The sequence below is a fragment of the Microbacterium sp. PI-1 genome, assembly GCF_004337555.1.
Lineage (GTDB): Bacteria > Actinomycetota > Actinomycetes > Actinomycetales > Microbacteriaceae > Microbacterium > Microbacterium aurugineum.
Map to the genome: position 1 here is coordinate 56232 of NZ_SJYZ01000004.1, position 25876 is coordinate 82107.

The following is a 25876-nucleotide window of genomic DNA, read 5'->3' on the forward strand; positions in this document are numbered from 1 at the left end:
GTCAGGGCCAGGTCCCCACAGGCCGGTACACGATGGACGAGGTCTTTGCGGCGAAAGATCCGAGGGTGGCGCAATAGGGCGTGCAGGTGATCACGGAACCGGTGTAACTGGTCCCGTCGTACTGAGACGACCAGCAATTGCTCAGTCCTTCAGCAGATCGGATGTTGTTGTTCCAAGTTGACGCGATGGTCGGGAACCCGAAGGTGACGCCGTAGCACCCCGTACCGGATCCGTAGTGGATGAGCACGGTGCCGGAACGAGAGGTTCCCGTCCACGCCCTGCCAACGACGACCGTCGCGGCCGCCGCACGTGAGGTCGGGCCGGCCTCGGTGACCTGCTCAAGGTCGTCGGGAGCGCCATCTTCGATGAACTGCTCGGCTTCCTCCATCGAGTCGAAACAGGACATCACCGTCGGGATCTCCTCAGGCAACGGATCACCGTCTGGGACAGCGACGCCGGCGACGGTGCAGGCAGCTGGTTCAGCTGTTGCAAGGGCAGAGGTCGGGGTGGCGAACGCAAACGTTGCGATGACTGCAGCGGTCGCGAACCATGGTCGTAGGGACACGGGAAGCTCCTCCGATAGGGGTTGGATTCGCTTCGGTATGTCCAACCCGTGTTCGGGGGTTCCGGCGTGACCGGAGGGTTCTGCTGTGGTGCCGCGGAATTACGCGGGAGCGTCAGGCAAACCTGGCGGGATTCCTGCATTCCATACGGGCGCGGAGACACAGAGTTTGAGACAGCTCCTCATGTGTTCACGCGGGCCGCCACTCCCGCTGCTCATCGCGAGCCACGATGACGTGGCAGGGTCACTCGAACCGGCGGTGCCACTCTGCGATGGCGTCGAAGGTGTAATAGACGACGCCCTCGAAGAGGATTGCGCTCGGGGCACATCCGCTCTAGCGGAGAAGACGCAAACGCGCTCGACTGATCCCGAGATCGTCTGCGAGCATCCATTCCGTGCGGGCATTCTCCGCGAGGCGCAGACGCTGTGCCGCAGGATCACGGACGACGTAAGCGTCCGAGTGGAGCAAGTGAGGCATGGGACTCCGATCTGAGTGAACGGAAGCCCTACGCGCGAGGAGGATTCAGGATGACAGGCAGAGTGCGGCGAGCTGTTCGGTGCTCCCGGAACCCTATGAACCAGTGACCTCCGACGTCGCCCTGTGGCGCGACGCGCTCATCGAGCTCTCCGCCCTCGAGAACGTCCGACCCGAGCACGGACTGCTGCAACAGATAGACCTTGGGCCCGTTGAACTGGGCGTGACGCTGACAACCGGGCAACAATTGATGGTGCGCGCCACTGCATCACGGCAAGAGATGGCAAGCGCCATCTCGGGGATGCTTGGTGAAACAGTCGTCGCGAACGCCACCCCGGAGTGGGCGCCACCGTTCAAGACGGAGAACCTCTGAAAAGACAGAGCTCGCGGGGACTGCTCACGCTGTCGCCACGGTGGACGCGATCTACACAGCTGTCTCGACCTCTGTAACGCCGGGCCACACTTCGACCAGATCAGCGGGAACCCCGCCGGCATTCTCACCGCACTCAAGAGCAAGGTGCCCATGCCACGTCGTCGGTTCTCGAAGCCGCAATCAGCAGTCGTCGTCGCTCACCGACGGCAGACGCGTGCTAGTCGTGAGAACGCGTCTGCGGCGTGATCCACGTTTCGTGGAGCTCTGCGCCCGCCGCGACTTCGTCGAGGAGCCCGCGGATGAACCCCAGCATCTCCTGCTGAAGTGCGGCCACGGGGATCATCTGGTCGAAGACGACGACCGCCGGGGCGAGCTGGATCGACGCCGTGCGATGCACAGCGGGGTCGCCCGCGATCCGCGCTCCGAGTCCGAATCGAGCGAAAGGCGTTCCCGCGGGTTCAGTACCGTCGAGCCCAGATCCCCACATATGCATGTAGCCACCTTCAGGGAGTGGCTCACCAAGGCTCAACCCGTTCATGTCCAGCCCGATGCTCTCCTGCATCGGTAGCGCGACCACGCGACCTCGGTGCTTGTCGTCGTTGTCAAGGCGGGAGAGGATCTTCAACCAACTCTGGTTCGGCTCCGGTGACTCAACAGCCCACGGCTGCGCGAGTCGCATTCGCTCCAGCGGCCCTTCGGGCACCGTCTCCAACGACTTCACCGTGCTCTTCCACTCCCGCTCGCTCTTCGTGACAGGAAACATCACACGATGCGGTGCACCCGGAGTCGCACCCTCCGAGTGCGCGAGGTCCCAGACGAGCGCGTCCAGCGCAGAGCGAGCGTTGTGCACGGCATCTCCGACGAGGAGACCCCACTCAGCAATCGGTGGGCGGAAGCCGGCAGGAGTGAGGAACTCGAGAGCCGACCTGTCCTCCAAGATCCGAACGTCAGCAGCGAAGTCGCCAGATGTGTTCCACACCTCTACACGCCCCAGCAACTCACTGAACAGCCACCAGCTCCGCGTCAGCTTCAGACGGGACCACTGATTCACCGTCACGCCGTAGTCAACTCTCCGCGGCTCGAAGGTCAAACCGGTAGGCGACCTCATCCCCGTCCCGCTGCTGGCCGGCGATGAACCACTCCTGCCCCTCGGGAGCGGGGTTCTCCGCTGAGTAGGCCGCGAGAACCTGGTCATCAACAGACGACTGAGCCTGCCGCGCCACCCATTCATTGAGGTCGTCGGCGAAGTCAGACATCATCACGCTCAGCAATGGAAGGCATGTCGTCACTGTGACGCACGCCGCTTAGCTGCGTCAAGCAGACAGCGCGCGCGGTCGCCTCGCCCGTTCGGTGCTCATCGACGAAGCGGGCGAACAGCTGAGGGCGGAAACGAAAGAGCCGGTCAGAAACAGGCTCTGACCGGCTCTTTCAATTTACGAACAGATTGGGCTCTAAAAACGAATACAGCCCACTGTGCGCGAGGGGGTGTCTGGTTTCAGGACATCGTGGACGGGTGTCTCGGGACATCGTGAACGCGACGCTGTCGGTGTGGTGATGTCTCAGGACATCGTGAACGGGTGGCGAAGAACGAGATTCTGATCAAGGCCGTCGTCGTTCAAGGGCTGTCCTACGGAGCAGTCGCGGCGAGATACGGGGTCTCGAAATCGCTGGTCCACAAACTGCACCATGGCTGGCTCCGCGAGGGCGATGCCGCGTTCGAAGAACGCTCTCGTCGCCCCCGTTTGTCCCCGACCCGAGTCCCTGACCGCGTGCGTGACCGGATCATCACCCTTCGCGACGCCCTCGTCCGCGACGGGCTGGATGCCGGCGCCGACACCATCACCGCACACCTCGCTGCCGATGGGATCCACGTCTCCCGCACCACCACACCCGCACCGAGATCATCTGCCTCGTCCACAACGACGACGCCACCATCATCACCCTCGACACCGGCGAACTCCTCGCAGAATTCACCCTCAACCCCACCAAGAACTACCAACGCAAAAACGGCTGAACCCCCGAAACCGGGGGTTCAGCCGTTCACGATGTCCTGAGACATCACCCACTGTGTGCGCGAGGGGGGACTTGAACCCCCACGTCCTTACGGACACTGGCACCTGAAGCCAGCGCGTCTACCATTCCGCCACTCGCGCGAGTGTCTCGTTCCGAAGAACTCAACTTCCCGAGGATATCACGCGATTTCACCCCCTGTTGCACACCCCGGAAGGCGGATCGGCGGCGTTCCCCCAGGACACCTGGCTACGATGTCCCTACCGGTCGGCATGCCAGAGGAGCCCAGTGGGACTACTTGACAGCTTTGAGAAGGGTCTCGAGCGCGCAGTGAACAGCGCGTTCGCGAAGACCTTCCGCAGCGGCATTCAGCCCGTGGAGATCGCTTCTGCGCTGCGGCGCGAAGCCGATACGAAGGCGGCTGTCGTGAGCCGCGATCGCATCATCGCGCCCAACAGCTACGTCGTGCGCCTGAGCGCGGACGATGCGGAGCGGATGCGCGGGCTCGGCGGCGCCCTGACCGATGAACTGCTCGCGCTGCTGACCAAGCACGCCACCTCGCAGGGCTACAGCTTCGCCGGGCCGCTCGCGATCAACCTCGAAGCCGACGAGAAGATCGCCACCGGTACCGTGCGCGTGAACTCGGGTTCGGTCGAGGGACGCGTCAGCTGGCAGGCCGTGATCGACGTCGATGGTCGTCGGCACGCGATCACCCGCGCCCGGACGGTCATCGGTCGCGGCTCGGATGCCGACATCACCATCGCGGATGCCGGGTCGAGCCGTAAGCACGTCGAGATCCTGTGGGACGGCGAGCGCGCCATGATGCGCGATCTCGGGTCCACCAACGGCACGAAGGTCAACGGCCAGAAGCTGCGCGAGGCCGCCCTCCCCACCGACACCACCATCACGATCGGACGCACCGACCTGGTGTTCCGCATCGTCCCCGTGGCCGCCCCGTCGCGCCCTGCGCCTCGCGGTGACGACGCCACCCGAGCGTTCGGAGCCCTCGGTTGAGTGAACTGATCCTCCTTCTCCTCCGCATCGGGTTCCTGGTCCTGATGTGGTTCTTCGTGTTCGGGGTCGTGTACTCGCTCCGGGCCGACCTGTTCGGGGTGCGCGTGCGCAAGCTCCCGGCCGAGGCGACTGCGGGAGCCCCCGCCCCCGCACCGACACCAGCGCCCACGTCGAAGCCGGCATCGTCGCGGCCCTCGACCGGTCCCGCCACGGTCGCGACGGCCAAGCGCCTCGTGATCACCTCTGGCCCGAAGGCGGGGCTCGAGCTTCCGCTGAGCGCCGACTCCCTCACGATCGGTCGTTCCAGCGAATCGGCCCTGGTGATCCGCGACGATTACACGTCCAGCCACCACGCCCGGCTCATGCTCCGCGGCGACGCCTGGGCGATCCAGGACCTCGACTCCACCAACGGCACCTACGTCGCGGGCCAGCGCGTGAGCGGATCGCCCGTCGCCCTCTCGCTCGGCACACCCATCAAGGTGGGCGCCACGACCTTCGAGCTGCGAGCCTGACGCCGGCATGGTCTTCGAAGGCTCGAGCGTCGCGATCTCCCACACCGGGAAGGTCCGCTCCAACAACCAGGACTCCGGATACTCCGGGGCGAACCTGTTCGTCGTCGCCGACGGCATGGGCGGCCACGCGGGCGGAGACGTCGCCTCGAGCATCGCGATCCAACGCCTGGAGCCCCTCGACCAGCCGTACGAGTCGACCGAGGACGCCCAGGCCTCGCTGCAGGCCGCTGCGACCACCGCGGCGGGCGACCTGATCCGCGCCGCGAAGGATCGCCCGGAACTGGCCGGCCTCGGCACCACCCTCAGCGCGATCATCATGGTCGACGAGTACGCGGTCATCGGCCACATCGGCGACTCCCGCATCTATCTGTACCGCGACGACGCACTCACGCAGATCACCGCAGACCACACGTTCGTGCAGCGCCTCGTCGACTCGGGCCGCATCACCCCGGAGGAGGCGCGCTACCACCCGCGTCGCTCGGTCCTCATGCGGGTGCTCAGCGACATGGACTCCGATCCCGAGCTCGACATGTTCGTCATGCACACGCAGCCCGGTGACCGCTGGCTGCTCTGCTCCGACGGACTCTCCGGCGTGGTCGACGAACCCCACATCCTCAAGGCGATGCAGCTCGGCCTCGCGCCCGGTCGCACCGCAGACAACCTCCTCAAGCAGGCCCTCGACGGAGGCGCGCCCGACAACGTCACGATCGTGCTGGTCGACGTGGGCGGACAGCATCCGATCCACTCGGGCACGCCCACGATCGTCGGCTCGGCGTCGAACCCCGACGGCGTCTATGTGCCCCCGGTACGCCCTCCGCGCAGCAACTGGCTGCACCCGGTGCGCCAGGCCGCGAACGAGCCCAGCCACTTCGAACCTGCCCCGGAATACCTCGAGGAACTCATCGAAGAAGACCGTCGGCGCGCGAAACGTCGACGTGTCGGATGGATCGCGGCCGCGCTGCTGGTCGTCGCGATGCTCGCCTTCGCTGCGTTCGCGGCCTACAGCTGGACGCAGACGCGCTACTTCATCGGCGCCGACGAAGACAGCGTCGTGATCTTCCAGGGCGTGCAGCAGAACATCGGCCCGATCACCCTGTCGACACCGATCGAAGACACGGACATCCTCCTCGCCGACCTCCCGCCCTACCAGCGCGCCTCGGTCGAGCGCACCATCACCGCCCGCTCCCTGTCCGACGCCATGGCGATCGTCGACCGCCTCCGCACGGGCGCCGAAGCGAACGTCATCCAGCAGACCCCTCTGCCCACACCGATGCCCACACCGAGCGAGACGCCCGCCGGAGGTGAGGGATGAGCACCGACGTCCAGGCGGACACCACCGTCATCAAGGCCCTCAAGCGCCTCCGCATGCCCCAGACGCAACGCAATCGCGAGTTCTGGCTGCTGCTCTTCGCCTGCGCGATCAGCGGCGGCGCCCTGACGCTCGTGCAACTGGGCGCCCTGGGCGTGATCGACCCGATGATCCTCGCGATCGGCGGCGGCCTCGCCGCCCTCGCCTTCGCGCTCCACATCGTGCTGCGCTTCGTGGCCTCGGACGCCGACCCGTTCGTGGTCCCGATCGCCACGCTCCTCACCGGCCTCGGCATCGCGATGATCTACCGGATCGACATCGCGTTCAAGAACACCGGCTGGGACGCCTACTCCACCAAGCAGCTCGCGTGGACGGCGATCTCACTCGCCGGCGCGATCGCGGTCGTGATCCTGCTGCGCAACTACCGGATCCTGTTCCGGTACACGTACATCTTCGGTCTGGCCGGAATCCTCCTCCTGCTGCTGCCGTTCGTCCCGGGGCTGCGGATCGCCGATGCCAACGCGGCCGTGTGGGTCTCGCTCGGCGGCATCTTCGCCTTCCAGCCCGGAGAGCTCGCCAAGATCTGCCTGGCGATCTTCTTCGCCGGGTACCTGGTGCGCACTCGCGAGAGTCTGACCTCGGTCGGCAAGCGAGTCCTCGGGATCACCTGGCCCCGCATGCGCGAGCTCGGCCCGGTCCTGGTGGTCTGGCTCATCTCGCTCGGCATCATCGTCTTCCAGCGTGACCTCGGAACCGGAACCCTGATCTTCGGGATGTTCGTCGCGATGCTCTACGTCGCGACCGGCAAGACGAGCTGGGTGCTCATCGGCCTCGGCCTGGTGGTCGCAGGCGTCGCACTCGCGACGCAGATCCTCAGCTACGTCCAGGGCCGCTTCACCAACTGGCTGTTCCTCTTCGACGCCGGCCGCGTCGACCCGGACGGTGCCGGCTACCAGCCGATGCAGGGCCTGTTCGGGCTCGCGCGCGGTGGACTCATCGGCACCGGATGGGGGCAGGGACGCCCCGAGGTCACTCCGCTCGCCCACAGCGACTACATCATCACCAGCCTGGGTGAAGAGCTCGGCCTGATCGGGCTGTTCGCGATCCTCTGCCTGTACATGGTGTTCGTCAGTCGGGGCATGCGCATCGGCCTCGCCGGCCAGGACGACTTCGGCAAGCTGCTCGCCACCGGGTTGTCGTTCACGATCGCGCTGCAGGTGTTCATCATGGTCGGCGGCGTCACCCGGCTCATCCCGCTGACCGGCCTCACCACGCCGTTCCTCGCCGCGGGCGGATCCTCGCTCGTGGCCAACTGGCTCATCGTCGCGCTGTTGCTGCGCATCTCCGACGGTGTCCGCCGCCAGCCGAGGGTGGTGATCGGATGACCAAGGAACTGCGCCGACTCAGCATCCTGATGCTGTTCATGTTCGTCGCGCTGTTCGCCGCGACGAGTTGGATCCAGGTCGTCGAGGCCGACAGCCTCGCCCAGAACAGCCACAACAAGCGCACCCGGCTCGACAGCTACGAGATCCAGCGGGGCGCGATCATCGTCGACGGCGCCACCATCGCCAACTCGGTGCCCAGCGACGACCAGTACCAGTTCCAGCGGGTCTACACGGATGCGCCGATGTGGGAGCCGGTGACCGGCTACTTCAATGCGGCACTCGATTCACGCACGGGCATCGAGCAGGCGATGAACGCCGACCTCTCCGGCACCGGGGCAAACGCATTCCTCGGTGAGGTCGAGCGCATCCTCTCGGGCCAGCCGCAGCGCGGCTACAGCGTGGAACTGTCGCTGAACACGGCGGCGCAGAAGGCCGCTTTCGACGCACTGGGCGATCTCCAGGGTGCCGTCGTCGCGATCGAGCCGAAGACCGGCCGGATCCTCGCGATGGTCTCGAGCCCGGGGTTCGACACCAACCTGATGGCGACCCATGATGCAGACGCGGCGAACGCCACGTACGAGCAGCTCAAGGCGGACCCGTCGAAGCCGTTGTCGAACCGGGCCATCGCGGGCGACCTCAACCCTCCTGGCTCGACGTTCAAGGTCGTCGTCGCCGCGGCGGCCTACGCCAGCGGGGACTGGACCCCGACCTCGACCCTCCCCAACCCCGTGTCCTACACGCTCCCCGGATCCTCGAACCGGGTGTCCAACGCGTGGGGCGGAAAGTGCGGCCCGGGGGCGACGGTCACGATCGCAGAGGCGATCCGACTCAGCTGCAACATCCCGATGGCGGAACTCGCGGTCGAGCTCGGCGACGACACGATCCGCGAGATGGCGGAGAAGCTCGGGTTCAACAAGTCCTTCGAGACACCGCTGGAGTCGACGCCGTCGAGCTACCCGCGGGCACTCGACGACGCGCAGACCGCCCTGACCGGATTCGGCCAGGGCAAGGTCACCGCGACACCGCTCCAGATGGCGATGGTCTCGGCCGGCCTCGCCAACGATGGTGTCGTGATGAACCCGCGGATGGTGGATGCCGTCATCGGCAACGACCTGTCGGTCATCAGGGCTTTCGAGAACAGCGAGTTCGGCCGCGCGATGGATGCCGACGTGGCGAACGACGTCACCGCGGCGATGGTCGCGAGCGTCGCTACGGGCGCGGCCCAGGGTGCAAGAATAGACGGGATCGACGTGGCCGGTAAGACGGGCACCGCAGAGAACGGAAACAGGCCGCACACGTTGTGGTTCACCGGTTTCGCACCGGCGAACGACCCCGCGGTCGCAGTAGCGGTCGTCGTCGAAGACGGCGGCGGACAGGGACAATCAGGAAGTGGCGACACCATCGCCGCTCCGATTGCGAAGAAGGTCATAGAGGCGGTGCTGGGCAGATGAGGCCGACGCAGGGTGTGTCGTTCGGTGGTCGTTACGAGCTGCAGTCGCGTATCGCGATCGGTGGCATGGGCGAGGTGTGGGAAGCGACGGATCACGTCATCGGACGTACCGTCGCCATCAAGATCCTCAAGGACGAGTACATGGGGGACCCCGGGTTCCTCGAGCGCTTCCGCGCTGAGGCCCGGCATGCCGCCCTCGTCAACCACGAGGGCATCGCGAGCGTCTTCGACTACGGCGAGGAGAACGGCAGCGCCTACCTCGTCATGGAGCTCGTGCCCGGCGAGGCGCTCTCGACCGTGCTCGAACGCGACGGCGCGCTGAGCGCCGACAAGACGCTCGACATCGTCGCCCAGACGGCATCCGCTCTGCAGGCGGCCCACGCGGCCGGCCTCGTGCACCGTGACATCAAGCCGGGAAACCTGCTCATCACGCCCGACGGCCGCGTCAAGATCACCGACTTCGGCATCGCGCGCATCGCCGACCAGGTCCCGCTCACCGCGACGGGCCAGGTCATGGGCACCGTGCAGTACCTGTCGCCCGAGCAGGCGTCGGGTCACCCGGCCTCTCCGGCGACCGACACCTATTCACTGGGCATCGTCGCCTACGAGTGCCTGGCGGGCAAGCGTCCGTTCACGGGTGAGTCGCAGGTGGCGATCGCCATGGCGCAGATCAACGAGCAGCCTCCGCCGCTGCCGCCGACCGTTCCGATCCCGGTGCAGAACCTGGTCATGGCGATGATCGCCAAGAAGCCCAGCGACCGCCCGTCCTCTTCCGCGACGGTGGCGCGTGCCGCCCAGGCGCTGCGTCGCGGTGACCTGAACTCCGCCGCGATCGCCGTCCCGGCCATCGCGACCGGTGGCATCGCCGGAGACGACGACGCCACCCGGATGCTGACGGCTTCCGGCGACGACGGCACCACCCGCATCCTTCCCACGACCGCTCAGCTCCCCACCGAGGAAGCCGCGGAGGAGGAGAAGAAGAAGAAGCGCAGCCCCTGGACCTGGCCGCTGATCGCGCTGATCGCGCTGCTGGTGATCGTCCTCGGCGGCACGGTGTGGGCGATGCTGGCGAATCAGCAGGGCGAGGCGGATCCCACGGGATCGCCGTCGCAGAGCTCCACCCCGCCGAACACGCCGTCGGAGTCTCCGACGCCCGAGGTGACGCGCGTCAACGTGACCGCACTGAACCTCGTCGGCATGGACTGCGCGACCGCGACGTCCACGCTCACCGACGCCGGTTTCGACAGCGAGATCACCTGCCCGGAAGGCGACGCGGCTCCCACCGACGCCGAGGTCGGCAAGGTCTACGACGTCTCCCCCCGGGGGAACGTCGAAACCACGCAGCCGATCACGCTCACGATCTACGCCGGTCGCGCCGCCCTGCCGACCCCGACCGACGCTCCCACCATCACCGGTGACCCGATCGCCGGTAGCACCGTGACGATCGCCTGGGGCACCGGCTTCACCTGCCCCAGCGGCACGACGCTCTCGGGCTACGTGGTCTCCCTGCAGAACGGCACCTTCGTGTCTGGTGGGCCGAACTTCCAGCCCACGCAGCGCAACACCCAGGTGAAGGTCGCGGACGCCGTGGGCCAGCAGCTCATCGTCACGTACCAGGGGTTGTGCTCCGGCGGCGACCAGCGCACGTCGGCCGCATCGCCCCCGCTCTCGGTCCCGATCGTCGCGGCACCCGATCCGGGCGACGGTGATGAGGGCGGCGATTCCGCCGAGTAATCTGTAGTTCAGCGCAGTAGCAGTCGTTTCCAGGGGGGTAGTACGTGTCCACAGAGCCACGAGTCATCGCGGGACGTTACCGCGTCGACGAGCTCATCGGGCATGGCGGTATGGCCAAGGTCTACCGCGGCTACGACCTCACCCTCGGGCGCGAGGTCGCGATCAAGATCCTCGACGCCGAGCTCGCCCGCGACACCACGTTCCGCACACGGTTCCGCCTGGAAGCGCAGGCGGCATCGCGGATGTCCCACCCCTCCATCGTGCGCGTGTACGACGCCGGGGATCCGTCCGCGACCGACTCCTCTTCCGACGAGCCGCCGTACATCGTGATGGAACTCGTCAAGGGCACCCTCCTCAAGGACATCATCTCCGCAGGCCCCGTGCCGGTGGAGGACGCGGTCCGCTACGTCGACGGCATCCTCGAAGCTCTGGACTATTCGCACCGAGCAGGAGTCGTCCACCGCGACATCAAGCCGGGCAACGTGATGGTGACCGACAAGGGTCAGGTCAAGGTGATGGACTTCGGTATCGCCCGAGCCGTCTCCGACTCGTCGTCCACCGTGGCCGAGACCACCCAGATCATCGGGACCGCCGCCTACTTCTCGCCGGAGCAGGCCAAGGGCGAGCCCGTCGACGCGCGTGCCGACCTCTACTCGACCGGCGTCGTCCTGTACGAGTTGCTCACGGGGCGCCAGCCGTTCCGCGGAGAGTCGCCGGTGGCGGTCGCCTACCAGCACGTCAGCGAGACACCGGTCCCGCCGACCGAGGTGAACGAAGACGCCCCCGGCGCCCTCGACCCGATCGTCCTCCGTGCCCTCGCGAAGGATCCGTACCAGCGCTACCCGGATGCCGCGCACTTCCGCGCCGCCCTGGACGCCGCCGTCGCCGGAGACGCACCGACACGCAAGCAGCTCGGCGCGCTTACCAGCGAGCTGTACGGCCCGAGCCCGCGACAGGCACAGGAGACGGCTCGATCCCTGCGCCAGCTCAGCTCCGACACCACGATGACCCGTACCCAGTCCGGCCCTCCGGTGGCGTGGATCTGGGCGGGGGTCGCCCTCCTCGCGGTGCTGCTGGCGTCCGTGCTGTTCTGGGTCGTCACGATCAGCATGCGACCGCCCGAGGTGCCCAGCACTTCGCGCATCATCCCGAACCTCGAGAACGTCTCCGCGGAGCGCGCACAGGATGAGCTGGCGAAACTCGATCTGACCTCGAAGATCGTGATCGAGTCGAGTCCCGAGATCAGCGAAGGCAACGTCATCCGCACCGACCCCGAAGCCGGCGTCTCGGTGGAGGAGGGCACCACCGTGACCCTCCACGTGTCCTCCGGCGTCGAGACGGTCACCGTCCCGAAGATCGAGGGCATGGGATTGGACGACGCCACGAAGGCGTTGACGGCGGCGGGCCTCGAGCTCGGTACCGTGGTCCAGCGCAACGACAAGGCCTTGGCCGAGGGCACCGTCATCTCCGCCAGTGAGAAGGCCGAGACCGAAGTCTCTCCGGGAACAGTGGTGAACCTGGTCGTGGCGAGCGGGAAGGTCACGCTGACCGATGTCGTCGGCTGGACCGTCGACGCCGCCACGACGAACCTCACCGACCTCGGTCTCAACCCGGTGGCGGTGGAAGACGCGGAGTGTCCCGCCACCGACCCGACGACCGTGAATTCGATGTCGGCGGCTCCGGGCGATGTCCCGGTCGGCTCGACCGTCGAACTGCGGTACTGCAGCGGCAGCTGATCGGGTTCCGAGGCGTCCGCGCGCCGACCTCAGCGTGAGAGCGGGTGCAGGCGCTCCGATCGGGCGACGGCGCTCGTCGCACCGCACAGCTCCAGCCAGTTCGCCAGAAGCCGGTAGCCGCCTTCGGTCAGCACGCTCTCGGGGTGGAACTGCACGCCGTACAGCGGCCGCTCGCGGTGAGCGAGCCCCATCACGGTGCCGTCCTCGGTCCATGCGGTGACCGTGACGTCCGGAGGAAGGTCGGCCTCCGCGAGCGTCAACGAGTGATAGCGGCCGGCGGAGAACGGTGAGGGGATGCCGGCGAACAAGGCGGATCCGTCGTGCCTGACGGCCGAAACCATCCCGTGCATGAGCTCCGGCGCCTCGCTGACCGCCGTGCCGAGGGCTTCGCCGATCGTCTGGTGCCCCAGACACACGCCGAGCGTCGGTACTCCGAGCCGAGCGGCGATGCGGACCGCGGCGATCGATGCCCCGGCATCGGCCGGCGCTCCGGGTCCGGGCGAGAGCAGCAGGGCGTCGTGCGCGAGGAGCATCGACTCGAGAGCCTCGGCGTCCAGGGAATCGGACTCGACCATCAGGGTCTCCGCCCCCAGTTCGTGCAGATAGCCGACGAGGGTGTGCACGAAGCTGTCGTGGTTGTCGACCACGAGCACTCGGGTCATTCGACGTCGACCTCGCCGGGGGCGACGATCGGGCTCACCCACGGGAAGACGTACCAGAACAGGCCGTACAGGACGGCGGCGATGACGACGAGCAGGATGAGCACGCGCAGCCACCACGGGCCGGGCAGCAGGCGCCAGAGTGCGGCGTACATCAGTCTTCTCCCTCGTGGATGTCCATGATCACACCGACGGTGCGGCCGGCGGAGGCGGCGGGTCGGTCAGAGCCTGGGGAGGCCCCTCGGCACGAGGCTGGAAGCTCTCGAACACCCCGTAGGCGACGATGCGCTCGGCGAGCGAGTACAGCGGGGAACAAGCGGTGAGCGTGATGTACTGCTCTCCGGTCTGCTGCTCGGGCATCTGCGGCACGTCGGCGAGCACGTCGGTCTGCGTCGGCTTGACGTACTCCAGGGTGCGGAAGCGGTAGGTGTACCAGCCGTCGGGCGTCTCGACGACGATCGCATCGTTCAGCTGCAGCTTGTCGAGCTGATTGAAGGGCTTGCCCCATGTCGTGCGGTGCCCGGCCATCGAGAAGTTGCCGACCTCGCCCGGCATCTTGGAGTCGGTGTAGACGCCGATCCCCTTCTGATCGAGGGTGCGTGCACGGGACGTGCCCCCGTAGATTCCGAAGTTGTAGTCGGCGCCGAATCGCGGGATGTGCATCTGCCCGAACCACTCCGCGTCGGCGGGCGCGGCGGGCACCGGCGGAACGTAGTTCGTGGTGCCGTCCTCCGCCTCGACGACCGGGGGCAGCGCAGGGGCTTCGGCCTGCGCGAGCTCTTTCGAGATCGCCGCGCCCTCTTCGTTCTTCTGCGCACTGATGATGATGTCGCCGATCCACATCTGCCAGGCGACGAACAGCAGGACGATGACTCCTGCGGTCAGCAGCAGCTCGCCGAGCACACTCGCGAACGTCGCGCGAGACCGTGGTCTCGCGCGACGCGGGCGTCGCCCCCCAGGCACGACGGAAGCAGTCATGGCGCGATCATATCCGGGATCGCTGAACGCATGCCGGTGATCGAGCGATGTGGGCTCGGCAGCTCATGGGTGTCCCGGGTACAATGACGGCATGGCACGTGACCGCAAGACCGAAGAACCCGCCGTCGAGCGCGCCGAAGGCGAAGCCGCTCCCAACGCCGTCTGGTTCAAGCCGGTGATGATCGGCTTCATGCTGCTCGGTCTCGCCTGGATCCTGGTCTTCTACATCTCGGGTATGCAGTTCCCGATCCCGGGACTCGACAACTGGAACCTGGCGATCGGTCTCGGCATCGCGCTGATCGGCTTCCTGATGACCACGCGCTGGCGCTGACGCCCCCGACTTTCGACGAAGGCCCCCTCGCATCGCGAGGGGGCCTTCGTCATATCCGGAGCGAAAGGCGACCTCTGCCGCGAGGGGCGGGGTTGTTCCCGGAGCGAGCATCGGGAGGGGCCCGCGAAGCGGGAGGGCACCCGCTCTGCGAGCGAAGGGCGAGCTGTGCCGCAAGGGGCGTGGTTGTTCCCGGAGCGAGCATCGGGAGGGGCCCGCGAAGCGGGAGGGCACCCGCTCTGCGAGCGAAGGGAACAACCCCGCCCCGACCCCACAAGGTCACCGAGAGCGAAAGTTATCCACAGCCCCCTCCACAGCCTGGGGAGAATTACACCGGTGTTATTCACAGGGGTTAACAACCCTGTTAACAACTTCGGATCAGGACAAAAGGATCAGCGGTGGCACGAAAGCCACGACCACGATCAACAGCACGACCAGCGCGGACAGCAGGATGATCTGCAGGGTCCGCTGCTCTCGACGCTTCGTCTTGACGTAGATCAGAGCGACCAGCGCTCCGACGACGGCACCGCCGAGGTGCGCCTGCCAGGAGATTCCCCCGACGAAGAGACCGAACGCGAAGTTGATTCCGAGGATGACGAGGATTCCCGTCACGTTGGCGCCGATGTGGCGACCGATGATCAGCAGCGACGCCAGGAGCCCGAAGATCGCCCCGGATGCTCCGACCGTCCACGAACCGGGCGCGAGGATGGCGACCATCACCGATCCCCCGAGGCCGCTGATCAGATACAGGGCGAGGTAGCGGGTGCGGCCGAGCATGGGCTCGAGGCTCTGCCCCAGCATCCACAGCGCGAGCATGTTGAGTGCCAGGTGGATGAAGCTCCCGTGCACGAGCAGCACGGTGAGAAGACGCCAGGGCTCGAAGGGCACGGCGAAGAGATTCGGGTACAGGAAGGGGGCGAAGAACCCCAGAGCCTGGATGAGCGGGTCTTTGAACCCGGGGATCAGCTGCACCAGCCCGATGAAAGACGTGATGGCGAGCAGCGCGTAGGTGACGACGGGTCGCCCGCCGCGGGTCACGGCCAGGGCACCGCCCCGACCGCCGCGCCAACGACGTTCGGCCTTCTTCTGCGCGGGCGTCCTGTTCTTCCGCTCGGCGTTCATGCACTCCGGGCAGATGACGCCGACGGGTGCCTGGGTCTGGCACTCGGGACAGATGGTGCGCATGCACCGCTGGCAGAGCACGAAGCTCTGCCGATCCGGATGGCGATAGCAGAAGTTGTCGCGATTGCTCGTGAACTCAGGCGTGGTCATCCGGATCGGCCGCAGCTGTCGTCAGGCCGCGACGATGTCGATCGACTGCAGCACGACCGGCTCGACCGGGCGGTCGCCGGGGCCCGTCTGCACGGCGCCGATCGCGTCGACGACAGCCTTGGAGGCGTCATCGGCGACCTCGCCGAAGATCGTGTGCTTGCCCTGCAGCCACGGCGTCGGGTCGGTGGTGATGAAGAACTGCGAGCCGTTGGTGCCCTCGGGCTTGCCGGTGATGGCGTTGCGGCGGAGGCCGGCATTGGCCATCGCGAGGATGTAGGGCTCGTTGAAGTTGAGCTCCATGTTGATCTCGTCGTCGAAGTTGTAGCCGGGGCCTCCGACGCCCTGTCCGAGCGGGTCGCCGCCCTGGATCATGAAGTTCGGGATGATGCGGTGGAAGATGACGTCCTTGTAGAGAGGACCCTCGCCGGGCTTGCCGGTGGCGGGATCGGTCCACTCCTGAGTGCCGTCGGCGAGCCCGACGAAGTTCTTGACCGTCTTGGGGGCGTGGTCGCCGAAGAGGTTGATGACGATGTCACCGTGGTTGGTGTGCAGGGTTGCGACGTGGGAAGCGTGAGCCATGTCCTCATTCTCGCAGAGCTTCCGGTGAGTTCGCCCGGTGTACCGCGGATCCGATGATGGCGCAAGGGTCCGGTGATTCCCGCCCGGCATCCAGGCTCTCGTGGCAAGATGGGGAACCCGTACTCCAATGGACAGGAGAGCATCGTGAGCCTCAGCCGCAAGCGGAAGAAGGAACTGCGTCGTCTTCAGAAAGACGCGAACCAGCTCTGGGAGAACCAGCAGGTGCTCGTCGGCCACGCCGCCGAGGTCGCACGCGAAGCCGGCCGTCAGCTCGGCAGCATCAATCGCGAGCAGGTCGTGCCTGTCATCCAGGACACGTACAACCGTCGTGTCGCACCGGTCGTCGACCGTGGCGTCAAGATGGGTCGGCACGTCGTCGACGACAAGGTCGTCCCGATCGTGGGTGGAGTCGTCGGATCCGCGCTGACCGCCTGGGACGTCGCGAACGCCAAGCGCTACGGCGTCACGCCTCCCGCTCCGCGCGGCGCCTTCGGCAAGAAGCAGAAGTCGGGCCCCGGCCTCGGATCGGTCATCGCGATCGTCCTCGGTGCCGCTGCCGCCATCGGTGTCCTCTACGCCGCCTGGCAGACGCTTCGTGCCGATGACGAGCTCTGGGTCGCGGACGACCCGCTCGCAGCCCCCGACGCGTGAACACTTCGGCTCCCGCCTCCGTCGCCTCCGGTGGCGGAGGCGGTCCGCATGCGCGGGTGCGTGAGGCCGCGCAAGCCCGCGGTCTCGACATCGAGATCCGCGAGCGTCCGGCCGCCGGCAGCCTCTTCGAGGCGGCGGAGCTGCTCGGCATCCCCGCGTCCGGCATCGTGAAGACCCTCGTGGTGAAGCGCTCGGACGACACCTTCCTGTTCGCCCTCGTGCCGGGCGGACGTTCGATCTCGTGGCCGAAGCTGCGTGCGCTGGTCGGGGTCAACAAGCTACGGCTCCCGGAACCAGAACTCGCCCTCGCGGCGACCGGCTACGAACGAGGCACCATCGTGCCGATCGGCAGCACCACCGACTGGCCCGTCTACGCCGACGAGTCCATCGTCGGACAGCGCATCGCGATGGGCGCGGGGACGCACGGATTCAGCCTGTTCGTCGAAGCCGACGACCTCATCGCCGCATACGGGGCGACCGTCGCCGACATCTCCGTGCCCGAGGAGCGCTGACACCACACGCTGACGCTCGGCCTCGGCTCAGAGGAGGCCGGCCATGCGCATCGCGATGTCGACCAGCTTGACGCGCTGCAGCTCGGCGACGGAGGCCAGCGGGAACCACTCCGCCATGTCGGTCGAACCATCGGTCTCGAAGCGGAGCTTGCCGCCGGTGACCGCGCCGCGATAGACGATGCGCAGGGTGTGCAGCGGCTCGGCGGCCTTGTGCACACGCCGGCCGGCCGGGATCACACGGGAGTGGATCCCCAGGAGTTCGCCGACTTTGATGCTGTAGCCCGTCTCCTCACGGAGTTCGCGCCGCACCGCGTCTTCCGGCGACTCCCCGGGCTCGAGCCCGCCACCGGGCATGGTCCACGCCACCCGCCGTCCTTCGGTCCAGCGCGCCAGGAGCAGGCGGCCGTCGTCATCGGTGACGACCGCATACGCCGCGACACGCAGGTCCATGCGTCACACACTATCCGCCGATGAGGGCGGTCGATGACCGCGTGTCAGACGACCCGCACACCCGCCAAGTAGGTGGACGTCACCTGCGTCGCGGCGAGGTCTTCAGCGGAAACCGTGACCGGGTCCCGATCCACGACGATGAAGTCCGCGAGGAGTCCGGGGGCGAGGACGCCCACCTCCCGCTCGCTGAAGAGCTGCCAGGCGGCGTTCGCCGTGTGCGCGAGGAGCGCCTGATCCCTGGTGACCGGTGTGCCGCCGGGCATCCGATACCCGTTGCGGGTGGTGCGGGTCTCGGCGACCGCCATGTTGCGGAAAGGCTCGTTCGGGGTGACCCACCCGTCGTTGTGGAACGTCACGCGATGTCCGGCTGCGAACGCGGCGCCGGCATCCGCCCAGGCACCCCCGTGCTCCGGACCGAAGAGATCATCAACGAGCACTTCGCCCCAGTACGTGATGTGGTCGACGAACAGACTCACCGTGACCCCCAGCGATGCGGCGCGCTCGAACTGCACCGGCGTCATCGCGCCGCAGTGCTCCAGCCGGAATCGGTGATCGGTGAGCCCGTGCCGCGCGATGATCTGCGCGAAGACATCGAGGGTCGCGTCGATCGCCAGGTCGCCGTGCGCATGACACGCCAGCTGCCACCCCGCACCGGCATAGGGCTCGGCGATGGCCGACAGCTCGTCCGAGGTGTAGTTCGCCCGGCCGATGTGGTGCGGCTCGAGTCCGAGCGCACGGGTCGCCGGGGTGTCGAGGTACGGGAAGGAGGTGGCGATGTTGCCGACCCAGGGAGAGCCGTCCGACCACGTCTTCACGCCCGTCTGCCGGAAGAACGGGTCGTCGCCGCCTCGTGCGGAGGGGATCCCGCCCGGACGGGACATCTCGTACCACCGGAGGCGCACCGGCATCTCACCCTTCGCACGCAGGGCGTCGATGAGCGCACCGAGTCCGGGGTTCCACGACAGGTCGGCCACGGTGGTGATGCCCCGCGAAGCCAAATCGCGCAGGTGTGCAGGAAGGATGCGGGGGAGATGCTCCTGTGCCTTCGCGAGAATCGGAGCGACGACCATCTCGACCGCGGCAGCCTCGAGTGCGACACCGGTGAGCTCCCCGTCGGCGTCCCGTCCGAACGAGGCACCGGCGGGGTCTGGGGTGGTCCGGTCGAGGCCTGCGGCGAGCGCGGCAGCGGTGTTGAAGTAGACGGAGTGGCCGGAGTTGTGGATCACGACGAGAGGAACGCCGCCGGCCAGCTCGTCGAGGAAGTGGATGTCGGGATCGGGGAGTCCGCGCTGCAGCAGCGAGTCCCAGCCGTTCGCGAAGACGGCTTCCCCACCGGCCTCCGCGACCGCCGTGCGCAGAGCTGCCAGCACGCCCTCGGCCTGGGGAACGACCACGGGCCGGAGGTCGACGACCAGGTCGGACAGCAGGATCGCCGCGAATCCGGGATGCCCGTGCGGCTCGATCAGCCCGGGCATGACCCAACCGTCCAGCGCGACCACGTCGGCGTCGGGGTGGTCGCGGCGAATCTCTTCCGCCGAGCCGATGGCCACGATGGTGGCGTCGTCGACGGCCATGGCTTCGACCTGGATGTCGGTGCTCGGCGCGAAAGGACGTATGCGGCCGGTGAAGACTGTCGTCATGGCGTCAGTCTGTCAGGCGTCGGCGCCACGGCGGGGATCGATCAGGAATCGAGAAGCACGCCCGCGTCTCTCCTCCGTAGTGTGAAGTCCATACCGGCAGCACACCGAGAGGACCGAAGATGGCCGAGAAAGAGAAGAACTTCAGCGCCGAAGAACGCGAGGCGATGCAGGCCGCCGCGAAGGAGGCCCGCAGCCGGCGTTCCCGCGCGAAGAAGTCACCGGAAGAGCTGCGGGCAGCAGGGGAGGCCGACATCACGGAGGCCATCGAGAAGCTCACCGCCGAGGACCAGGCTCTGGCGAAGAAGCTGCATGCCCTCGTGTCGGAGGTCGCCCCGGAGCTGGTGCCGCGCACGTACTACGGGATGCCGGCGTGGGGTCGTGACGGGAAGGTGCTCTGCTTCTTCCAGCCCGCGAGCAAGTTCAAGGTGCGCTACGGCACCTTCGGCTTCGAACCGATCTCGAACCTCGACGACGGCACGGTCTGGCCGACCGCGTACGCCGTGACCGCACTCACCGACGCCGATCTGGAGTTCCTCGCGGAACGCATCCGCGTCGCGATCAGCTGACCGTCGACCCGGCGGGGACCGCGCAGTAGCGTGGATGTCGTGAGCACACTCCCGTTCCCCGCCTCCGTCTACTCCGCCCGGCTCAGCCGCGCCGCTTCCCTCGCCGCCGACGCGGGGCTCGACGCCATCGTGGTCGGTCCCGGGCCGGATCTGCAATATCTGGTGGGAGTGGAGGGCGACACGATCGAACGGCTGACGGCCCTCGTGATCGGCCCCGGCGCGACGCCGACGGTCGTGGTGCCGCGCATGGAACTCGCAAAGGTGCGCAGCACGGCCGTCGGCGAGCTGGGTCTCGCGGTCGCCGACTGGGTCGATGGAGAAGACCCGTATGCGCTGGTGACTTCGGCGGTGGGCGACGCCGCCCGTGTGGGTGTCTCCGATGCCCTCCCCGCGCTGCACGTCCTCCCGATCGGGGATCGTCTCGGGGTGCGCCTCGAGCTCGCGACTCCGGTGCTGCGCGAAGGGCGGATGATCAAGGACGCCGAGGAGATCGCCGAACTGCGCCGGGCCGGAGAAGCCATCGACGCTGTGCATCAACGGGTGCACGAGTGGCTTCGGGCAGGACGCACCGAGCGCGAAGTGGCAGCCGACATCGCCGAGGCCATCGTCACGGAGGGCCATCGCACGGTCGAGTTCGTGATCGTCGGGTCGGGTCCGAACGGCGCCGACCCGCACCACGAGGTGTCGGATCGGGTGATCGAGGAGGGCGACATCGTCGTGGTCGACATCGGCGGTGCGGTCCCGAGCGGATACAACTCGGACAGCACACGGACCTACGTGGTGGGGACTCCCGCCCCCGCAGCCGCCGAACGGATCGCGGTGCTCGTGCGGGCGCAGCAGGCAGCGGTCGACGCCGTGCGTCCCGGTGCCACCGCGGCCGAGGTGGATGCCGCCGCCCGGAGCGTGCTCACCGACGCGGGTCTGGGGGAGGCGTTCCTGCATCGCACCGGCCACGGCATCGGCGTCTCGGTGCACGAGGAGCCGTACATCGCTCCGGGCAACGACCTGGTCCTCCGCGAAGGCATGGCATTCAGCATCGAGCCCGGCATCTACTTCGCCGGCGAGTGGGGTGCCCGCATCGAGGACATCGTCGTCGTCACGGCGGACGGTGGAGAGCGGCTCAACGTCGCGCCGCACGGTCTCACCGCGGTCGGCCTCCGCTGATCTCACGCGCTGACCGAGCGCGAGCACTTCCCGCGATACGATCGGCGCATGCGTCGCCGCCGCAAGGTTTCTTCCGCCACCGCATCTCCGGCGACCCGAGCACGGTACGCGAAACGCCGCCAGAATCGACTCGCCCGCGTCGACAACGACCTCACCGACGAGCAGTGGTACGACCTCATGGAGGCCTGGGGCGGATGCGCCTACTGCGGCGGTGACGGCGCAGCTCTGCAGCGCGACTGCATCCAGCCCGTGTCGCGCGGCGGTCGCTACACCCTCGAGAACGTGGTCCCGGCGTGCGCGTCCTGCAATGCCAGCAAGCACAATGACGAGGTGACCGGGTGGCTGCGGCGGAAGAAGCTCGATGAGCGGACGTTCCTCGTCCGTCATGCCACCATCCTGCGCGCCTTGCGGCCCTCCCCGGACGGCACCGCCCTCCCCTAGTCACTAGTCTCGATTCATGACGACGATCGCGCCCCTCACCGCCGCGGACCAGCCCGAGTGGCTCGCCCTCTGGCGGGGGTACCTCGCTTTCTATGAGACCGACCTCGACGAGACGATCACCGCTTCCACCTTCGAGCGACTGGTCGACCCTGATGGCGGTATCCAGGGGGCCATCGCCCGCGACGAGACGGGTACGGCCGTGGGCATCGTGCACTGGTTGACGCATGCCGCGACGTGGACGACCACGGACTACTGCTACCTCGAAGACCTGTTCGTGGCACCCGGCGTCCGCGGTGGCGGTGTCGGGCGGGCACTGATCGCGCACGTGCGAGCGTGGGCTGAGCAGCACGGATCCGCGAAGGTCTACTGGCTCACCGCCGAGTCGAACACCACCGCACGTGGCCTCTACGATCGTGTCGCCTTCCGGTCGGGGATGATCCATTACCAGATCGATCTCGCCTGACGCGGGGATGATGGGGGCATGCGCGTCGAAAGAGTGGTCCCTGATCTCACCGTGACCGATCTCCGTTCCGCGGTCGCCGAGCATTCGGCGGTGCTCGGGCTGCGGGTGCTGATGGACCACGGCTGGATCGTGACGCTCGGCGACGAGGAGGGGCACCAGCTCAGCCTGATCACCCGCGACGCCTCGGCACCGGTGAATCCCGATGTCTCCGTCTTCGTCGACGACGTCACGGCGGCCTTCGCCCGCGCGGAAGCGGCGGGCCTGGAGATCGTGCATCCACTCACCGACGAGCCCTGGGGTGTCACGCGTTTCTTCTACCGCGACTCCGATGGTCGCGTCATCAACGTCGGGATGCACACCGATCGCGAGTGACCGCGAAAAGAGAGAAGCCCCCGGTACGCACCGAGGGCTTCATCTTCCGGTGGAGCCTAGGAGATTCGAACTCCTGACATCCTGCTTGCAAAGCAGGCGCTCTACCAACTGAGCTAAGGCCCCGTGAGGGATTTCTTGAGTTGAGGAGTGGGGCTACCAGGACTTGAACCTGGGACCTCTTCATTATCAGTGAAGCGCTCTAACCGCCTGAGCTATAGCCCCGTCAACCTCCAAGACTTTACCGGAGAAAGACGGAATTTCCGAATCGAGGGCGACGACCCGGGAGTGTCCTCGCCCTCGACCCGGTTCAGCGACCCGGGCGGATCGTCGCCGTGCCCGCGGAGAGCGATACCTCGATGGTCCGCCGCGCACTCGACGCCTCCTGCACCTTCGAGTTGAGGGTGCCGGCACTGATGTCCTGGCTCACGGCGTACTCGACATCGGGCAGGGTCAGATCGAGCGATCCGGCACTGACATCGATCGTGGTCTGCGACGGCGGTGTACCGGTCAGCTCGACCGTGAGGTCACCCGCGGACACACCCAGATCGGCCACGGTCACGCCATCGAGGAGGATGTCGGCGCGACCGGCGCTCATCTGCACGTCGAGTTCTGTGGCGGACCCGGTGACGTCGAGCGCGCCGGCGCTCACGGTGGCGTCGAGCACCCCGAAGTCGCCGTCCACGTCGAGGCTGCCGGCATCCAGTGTGAGGTCGGCATCGAGCTCCGCGTCCCGCAAGCTCTCCGGCAGCGTGAGCACGGCGATCTGCTCGTCCCCGAACCAACTGCCGAACCACCACCCGAACACGTTGTCCGGACTCCGGACGATCAGTTCGTCGCCGTCACGTTCGAACGTCCACGCGGGTCCTCGCCCGTTGGTGATCGCCAGCTCCGCCTGATCCACGTCGCCGAACTCGACGCGCATGCTGCTGGCATCCGCATCCAGGTCGATGCCCTCGATGCCTTGTGCGTTCGCGGTCTGCACGGAATCCGGCCGGCTCGCCGAGATGACGGAACCCGCCGCAGCGGCAACCGCTGTGCCGCCGGTTCCGAGAAGGGCGATCCCGCCCACCACCGCTGTCACGACCAGGACGGCCGTGGCTCCGGACGAACGCCCTCCCGTCGGGCTGGGCGGCGGAGGTGTCGGTGCACCCGGCGCCGCCGATGGCGGCGCCGGAGAGGCGGGCGGGGAAGCGGGCGGCGGGGTGAGCGGGGTGTGCTCGCCCGGGAAGCCGTTGTTGTCGGTGGTCATCGTGCCACTCCTGTCTGGCCGGTCGGCGGCGTCGGGCCGCCCGTGTTCTCGATGTGGGCAAGCGCGGCGAGCACGCGGCGATTGCCGGACTCGTCCGGGTCGAAGCCCAGTTTCTGGAAGATGGAGGTGATGTGCTTCTCGACGCTGGCCTCCGAGAGGAACAGCAGACCGGCGATCGCCTGGTTCGACTTCCCCTCGGCGATCAGCGCGAGCACGGTGCGTTCCCGCTCGGTGAGTCGCATCATCTTGTCGTCGCGATTGCGGCGCGTGAGGAGCTGAGCGACGACCTCGGGGTCGAGAACGGTCGCGCCCTCCGAGATGCGCTGCACCGAACCGAGGAACTCCTCGACATCGGCGACCCTGTCCTTGAGCAGGTATCCGAGCGGACCGCCCTGCGCCGCGATCAGATCCGAGGCGTATCGCTCCTCGACGTACTGCGAGAGGACGAGGATTGCGAGGGACGGACGCGAGGCCCGCAGACCGAGCGCGGCGCGGATGCCCTCGTCGGTGAAGGTCGGAGGCAACCGCACGTCGAGGATGCAGAGATCCGGTGCACTATCGGCCACCGTCTGCTCGAGCTCCACCGTGTCGGCGAGAGCGGCGACCACCTCATGCCCTGCGTCCTCCAACAGGCGAACGAGGCCTTCTCTCAGCAGGACCGAATCCTCGCAGATCAGGATGCGCACGGTACGTTCACCTCCAGGCTGGTCGGTCCGCCCTGCGGACTGTCGAGGCGGAAGGTCCCTCCCGCGGCGAGGATGCGGTTGGCGATGCCGTCCAGACCCCCACCGGGCTGTACCTGAGCGCCTCCGATGCCGTTGTCCTCCACGCGGGCCCAGAGGGTGTTGCCCTCACGCACGCGCACAGTCACCCGGGCTTCACTGGCCCGCGAGTGCTTGGCAGCGTTGGTCAGGGACTCCGCGATCGAGAAGTACACGGCGGCCTCGGCCTCGCGACTGCACCGGCCGTCCATCCGGACATCGAGGTGCACGGGAATGTGCGACCTCCCGGCCAGAGCAGAAAGGGCGGCGTCGAGACCACGGTCATCGAGCACCGACGCGTGAATGCCGCGAGCGAGTTGGCGGAGTTCGGTGATCGCCGCCTTGGTCGAGGTGTGAGCCTCGTTGATCAGCTCCTTGGCGGCCTCCGGATCGTTGTCGATCTTCTGCTGGGCGAGTCCAAGCGTCATCCCGACCGAGACCAGACGCGGCTGTACCCCGTCGTGCAGATCGCGCTCGATCCGGGTGCGCTCCACATCGGCGGCGCGCACCGCACCCTCACGCTGGGCGGTCGACGTGCGGACACGCTCGGTGAGCTCGGTCTCCTTGCTGCGGATCACGATCGCGAGGGAGAGGGTTCGGTGCAGCAGTGCCAGCCCGATCATCCCGACGACGCAGGCGGCGAGGCCGAGGACGCCGATCAGCGGAGCCCAGGCCACGGGGATCCCCCCGCCACCGAACGGTCCGATCACGGAGTCCGCGGCCGTGAGCGGGGCGAACGAGATGATGATCGACCACACCAGTCCCCAGAACAGTCGGAGGACGACGAAACCGAGCACGGCGGAGATGGCGAAGTTCGCCACTGCCCGCCACATCCGGCCGTCGATGGCCTGCCGTCCGAGGGACCGCAACCACCCGCCGAATCCGGGACGATCACGCGGCTGTACGCGCAGCGGCGCGATCGGCGTGCGGTAGAGGGCGCCGACACGAGCGACTTCGAACCAGCCGAGTCCGTAAAGGGCGTAGACGAGTCCGACCAAGAGGACGACGCCGATGCCGGCGGCGAAGAGGAGGCCGATGCCGGTGCCGAGAAGGCCGCCGAGCATGCCGAATATGACGCCGCCGAGGACGCCGACGCCTGCCAGATGCAGGATCGTGAGGAAGATGCGCAACGGCGGCTTCACCGCGGTTGCGGGAGCCGGGGTCGCAGTCTGAGTGGTCATGCTTCCAAGGTACGGCGGGGCCGTTGCGCGCGGCACCGAGTCACCCGGAC

30 protein-coding genes and 3 tRNA genes are annotated in these 25876 nt (G+C 67.4%); 16 read left to right on the forward strand and 17 right to left on the reverse strand.

Annotated features, from left to right (window positions below; genetic code table 11):
• Window position 1: 1 nt before the first annotated feature.
• The gene (locus E0W80_RS05480) at window positions 2-430 is read right to left on the reverse strand and encodes a hypothetical protein (protein WP_131491624.1); all 429 of its coding nucleotides are present in this window, start codon (window positions 428-430) and stop codon (window positions 2-4) included.
• Window positions 431-1143: 713 nt separating this feature from the next.
• Here E0W80_RS05480 and E0W80_RS05485 point away from each other — a divergent pair.
• Window positions 1144-1410, forward strand: coding sequence for a hypothetical protein (locus E0W80_RS05485; protein ID WP_131491625.1), 267 nt, complete (start codon window positions 1144-1146; stop codon window positions 1408-1410).
• 217 nt (window positions 1411-1627) lie between these two features.
• Here the strand turns inward: E0W80_RS05485 and E0W80_RS05490 are convergent, their stop codons facing one another.
• The 4 genes from E0W80_RS05490 to E0W80_RS05505 all read right to left on the reverse strand — a co-directional run bounded on the left by E0W80_RS05490 (window position 1628) and on the right by E0W80_RS05505 (window position 3563).
• Complete coding sequence (locus E0W80_RS05490; protein WP_205802307.1) at window positions 1628-2461, reverse strand: hypothetical protein; 834 nt, start codon at window positions 2459-2461, stop codon at window positions 1628-1630.
• Window positions 2462-2474: 13 nt separating this feature from the next.
• Window positions 2475-2669 (reverse strand): hypothetical protein, encoded by a 195-nt coding sequence (locus E0W80_RS05495; protein WP_205802308.1) that lies wholly within the window; start codon window positions 2667-2669, stop codon window positions 2475-2477.
• A gap of 300 nt (window positions 2670-2969) precedes the next feature.
• Window positions 2970-3281, reverse strand: coding sequence for a hypothetical protein (locus E0W80_RS05500; protein WP_131491628.1), 312 nt, complete (start codon window positions 3279-3281; stop codon window positions 2970-2972).
• A gap of 199 nt (window positions 3282-3480) precedes the next feature.
• Window positions 3481-3563 (reverse strand) — tRNA-Leu (locus tag E0W80_RS05505).
• A gap of 145 nt (window positions 3564-3708) precedes the next feature.
• Here E0W80_RS05505 and E0W80_RS05510 point away from each other — a divergent pair.
• Genes E0W80_RS05510 through pknB form a run of 7 tightly spaced genes read left to right on the forward strand, consistent with a single transcriptional unit; the run spans window position 3709 to window position 12560 of the window.
• Window positions 3709-4434, forward strand: a complete 726-nt coding sequence (locus E0W80_RS05510) for a DUF3662 and FHA domain-containing protein (protein WP_131491629.1) — start codon at window positions 3709-3711, stop codon at window positions 4432-4434.
• On the forward strand, window positions 4431-4946 hold the full coding sequence (locus tag E0W80_RS05515) for an FHA domain-containing protein (RefSeq protein ID WP_047522054.1): 516 nt from the start codon (window positions 4431-4433) through the stop codon (window positions 4944-4946). Before E0W80_RS05510 ends, E0W80_RS05515 begins: the two co-directional genes overlap by 4 nt.
• Before the next feature lie 7 nt (window positions 4947-4953).
• Window positions 4954-6258 (forward strand): PP2C family serine/threonine-protein phosphatase, encoded by a 1305-nt coding sequence (locus E0W80_RS05520; RefSeq protein ID WP_131491630.1) that lies wholly within the window; start codon window positions 4954-4956, stop codon window positions 6256-6258.
• Window positions 6255-7640, forward strand: a complete 1386-nt coding sequence (locus E0W80_RS05525) for an FtsW/RodA/SpoVE family cell cycle protein (RefSeq protein WP_047522058.1) — start codon at window positions 6255-6257, stop codon at window positions 7638-7640. The genes E0W80_RS05520 and E0W80_RS05525 overlap by 4 nt, the downstream gene beginning before the upstream one ends.
• Window positions 7637-9091: a penicillin-binding transpeptidase domain-containing protein gene (locus E0W80_RS05530; protein WP_131491631.1), complete on the forward strand. Its 1455-nt coding sequence runs from the start codon at window positions 7637-7639 to the stop codon at window positions 9089-9091. The genes E0W80_RS05525 and E0W80_RS05530 overlap by 4 nt, the downstream gene beginning before the upstream one ends.
• Window positions 9088-10824 (forward strand): protein kinase, encoded by a 1737-nt coding sequence (locus E0W80_RS05535; protein ID WP_131491632.1) that lies wholly within the window; start codon window positions 9088-9090, stop codon window positions 10822-10824. Before E0W80_RS05530 ends, E0W80_RS05535 begins: the two co-directional genes overlap by 4 nt.
• A 44-nt stretch (window positions 10825-10868) precedes the next feature.
• The gene (gene pknB, locus E0W80_RS05540; protein WP_131491633.1) at window positions 10869-12560 is read left to right on the forward strand and encodes a Stk1 family PASTA domain-containing Ser/Thr kinase; all 1692 of its coding nucleotides are present in this window, start codon (window positions 10869-10871) and stop codon (window positions 12558-12560) included.
• 29 nt (window positions 12561-12589) lie between these two features.
• Here pknB and E0W80_RS05545 read toward each other — a convergent pair whose 3' ends face one another.
• From E0W80_RS05545 to E0W80_RS05550, 3 genes are read right to left on the reverse strand one after another with little or no spacing between them, the layout of a single operon-like run.
• Window positions 12590-13222 (reverse strand): aminodeoxychorismate/anthranilate synthase component II, encoded by a 633-nt coding sequence (locus E0W80_RS05545; protein WP_131491634.1) that lies wholly within the window; start codon window positions 13220-13222, stop codon window positions 12590-12592.
• Complete coding sequence (locus E0W80_RS19105; RefSeq protein ID WP_165875400.1) at window positions 13219-13374, reverse strand: hypothetical protein; 156 nt, start codon at window positions 13372-13374, stop codon at window positions 13219-13221. Before E0W80_RS19105 ends, E0W80_RS05545 begins: the two co-directional genes overlap by 4 nt.
• Window positions 13375-13402: 28 nt before the next feature.
• A complete protein-coding gene (locus E0W80_RS05550; protein WP_131491635.1) occupies window positions 13403-14197 on the reverse strand; it encodes a class E sortase in 795 nt (264 codons plus the stop codon).
• A gap of 91 nt (window positions 14198-14288) precedes the next feature.
• Between E0W80_RS05550 and E0W80_RS05555 the strand changes: the two genes are divergently transcribed.
• Window positions 14289-14528, forward strand: a complete 240-nt coding sequence (locus E0W80_RS05555; protein WP_047522075.1) for a cell division protein CrgA — start codon at window positions 14289-14291, stop codon at window positions 14526-14528.
• A 375-nt stretch (window positions 14529-14903) separates the two neighbouring features.
• Here E0W80_RS05555 and E0W80_RS05560 read toward each other — a convergent pair whose 3' ends face one another.
• Window positions 14904-15797, reverse strand: coding sequence for a rhomboid family intramembrane serine protease (locus E0W80_RS05560; RefSeq protein WP_131491636.1), 894 nt, complete (start codon window positions 15795-15797; stop codon window positions 14904-14906).
• Between the two features lie 21 nt (window positions 15798-15818).
• A complete protein-coding gene (locus E0W80_RS05565; RefSeq protein WP_047519733.1) occupies window positions 15819-16376 on the reverse strand; it encodes a peptidylprolyl isomerase in 558 nt (185 codons plus the stop codon).
• 144 nt (window positions 16377-16520) lie between these two features.
• Between E0W80_RS05565 and E0W80_RS05570 the strand changes: the two genes are divergently transcribed.
• Together E0W80_RS05570 and E0W80_RS05575 are read left to right on the forward strand one after the other, a co-directional pair.
• Complete coding sequence (locus E0W80_RS05570) at window positions 16521-17027, forward strand: hypothetical protein (protein ID WP_047519770.1); 507 nt, start codon at window positions 16521-16523, stop codon at window positions 17025-17027.
• A gap of 56 nt (window positions 17028-17083) precedes the next feature.
• Window positions 17084-17539, forward strand: a complete 456-nt coding sequence (locus tag E0W80_RS05575; RefSeq protein WP_194239360.1) for a YbaK/EbsC family protein — start codon at window positions 17084-17086, stop codon at window positions 17537-17539.
• Between the two features lie 27 nt (window positions 17540-17566).
• On the opposite strand, the gene E0W80_RS05580 is transcribed toward E0W80_RS05575, so the two are convergent.
• Window positions 17567-17989 (reverse strand): NUDIX hydrolase, encoded by a 423-nt coding sequence (locus E0W80_RS05580; protein WP_131491637.1) that lies wholly within the window; start codon window positions 17987-17989, stop codon window positions 17567-17569.
• A gap of 44 nt (window positions 17990-18033) precedes the next feature.
• Window positions 18034-19629 carry an amidohydrolase gene (locus tag E0W80_RS05585; RefSeq protein ID WP_131491638.1) on the reverse strand — a complete coding sequence of 532 codons (1596 nt, stop codon included), beginning with the start codon at window positions 19627-19629 and terminating at the stop codon, window positions 18034-18036.
• Between the two features lie 119 nt (window positions 19630-19748).
• On the opposite strand from E0W80_RS05585, the gene E0W80_RS05590 reads away from it, so the two are divergent.
• Genes E0W80_RS05590 through E0W80_RS05610 form a run of 5 tightly spaced genes read left to right on the forward strand, consistent with a single transcriptional unit; the run spans window position 19749 to window position 22635 of the window.
• Window positions 19749-20195, forward strand: coding sequence for a DUF1801 domain-containing protein (locus E0W80_RS05590; RefSeq protein ID WP_131491639.1), 447 nt, complete (start codon window positions 19749-19751; stop codon window positions 20193-20195).
• 39 nt (window positions 20196-20234) lie between these two features.
• Entirely contained in the window at window positions 20235-21359 is a 1125-nt protein-coding gene (locus E0W80_RS05595; RefSeq protein ID WP_131491640.1) for a Xaa-Pro peptidase family protein, read from the forward strand.
• A gap of 48 nt (window positions 21360-21407) precedes the next feature.
• Window positions 21408-21800 carry an HNH endonuclease signature motif containing protein gene (locus E0W80_RS05600; protein WP_047519740.1) on the forward strand — a complete coding sequence of 131 codons (393 nt, stop codon included), beginning with the start codon at window positions 21408-21410 and terminating at the stop codon, window positions 21798-21800.
• Between the two features lie 16 nt (window positions 21801-21816).
• Window positions 21817-22263 carry a GNAT family N-acetyltransferase gene (locus E0W80_RS05605; RefSeq protein ID WP_131491641.1) on the forward strand — a complete coding sequence of 149 codons (447 nt, stop codon included), beginning with the start codon at window positions 21817-21819 and terminating at the stop codon, window positions 22261-22263.
• Between the two features lie 18 nt (window positions 22264-22281).
• A complete protein-coding gene (locus tag E0W80_RS05610) occupies window positions 22282-22635 on the forward strand; it encodes a VOC family protein (protein WP_131491642.1) in 354 nt (117 codons plus the stop codon).
• Between the two features lie 50 nt (window positions 22636-22685).
• Here the strand turns inward: E0W80_RS05610 and E0W80_RS05615 are convergent.
• The 5 genes from E0W80_RS05615 to E0W80_RS05635 all read right to left on the reverse strand — a co-directional run bounded on the left by E0W80_RS05615 (window position 22686) and on the right by E0W80_RS05635 (window position 25826).
• Window positions 22686-22758: transfer RNA gene (locus tag E0W80_RS05615), tRNA-Ala, on the reverse strand.
• Window positions 22759-22783: 25 nt separating this feature from the next.
• Window positions 22784-22857: transfer RNA gene (locus E0W80_RS05620), tRNA-Ile, on the reverse strand.
• Window positions 22858-22942: 85 nt separating this feature from the next.
• Window positions 22943-23884, reverse strand: coding sequence for a DUF4097 family beta strand repeat-containing protein (locus E0W80_RS05625; RefSeq protein ID WP_131491643.1), 942 nt, complete (start codon window positions 23882-23884; stop codon window positions 22943-22945).
• Window positions 23881-24570 carry a response regulator transcription factor gene (locus E0W80_RS05630; protein WP_131491644.1) on the reverse strand — a complete coding sequence of 230 codons (690 nt, stop codon included), beginning with the start codon at window positions 24568-24570 and terminating at the stop codon, window positions 23881-23883. The genes E0W80_RS05625 and E0W80_RS05630 overlap by 4 nt, the downstream gene beginning before the upstream one ends.
• On the reverse strand, window positions 24558-25826 hold the full coding sequence (locus E0W80_RS05635; RefSeq protein WP_131491645.1) for a sensor histidine kinase: 1269 nt from the start codon (window positions 25824-25826) through the stop codon (window positions 24558-24560). The genes E0W80_RS05630 and E0W80_RS05635 overlap by 13 nt, the downstream gene beginning before the upstream one ends.
• Between the last annotated feature and the right edge of the window lie 50 nt (window positions 25827-25876).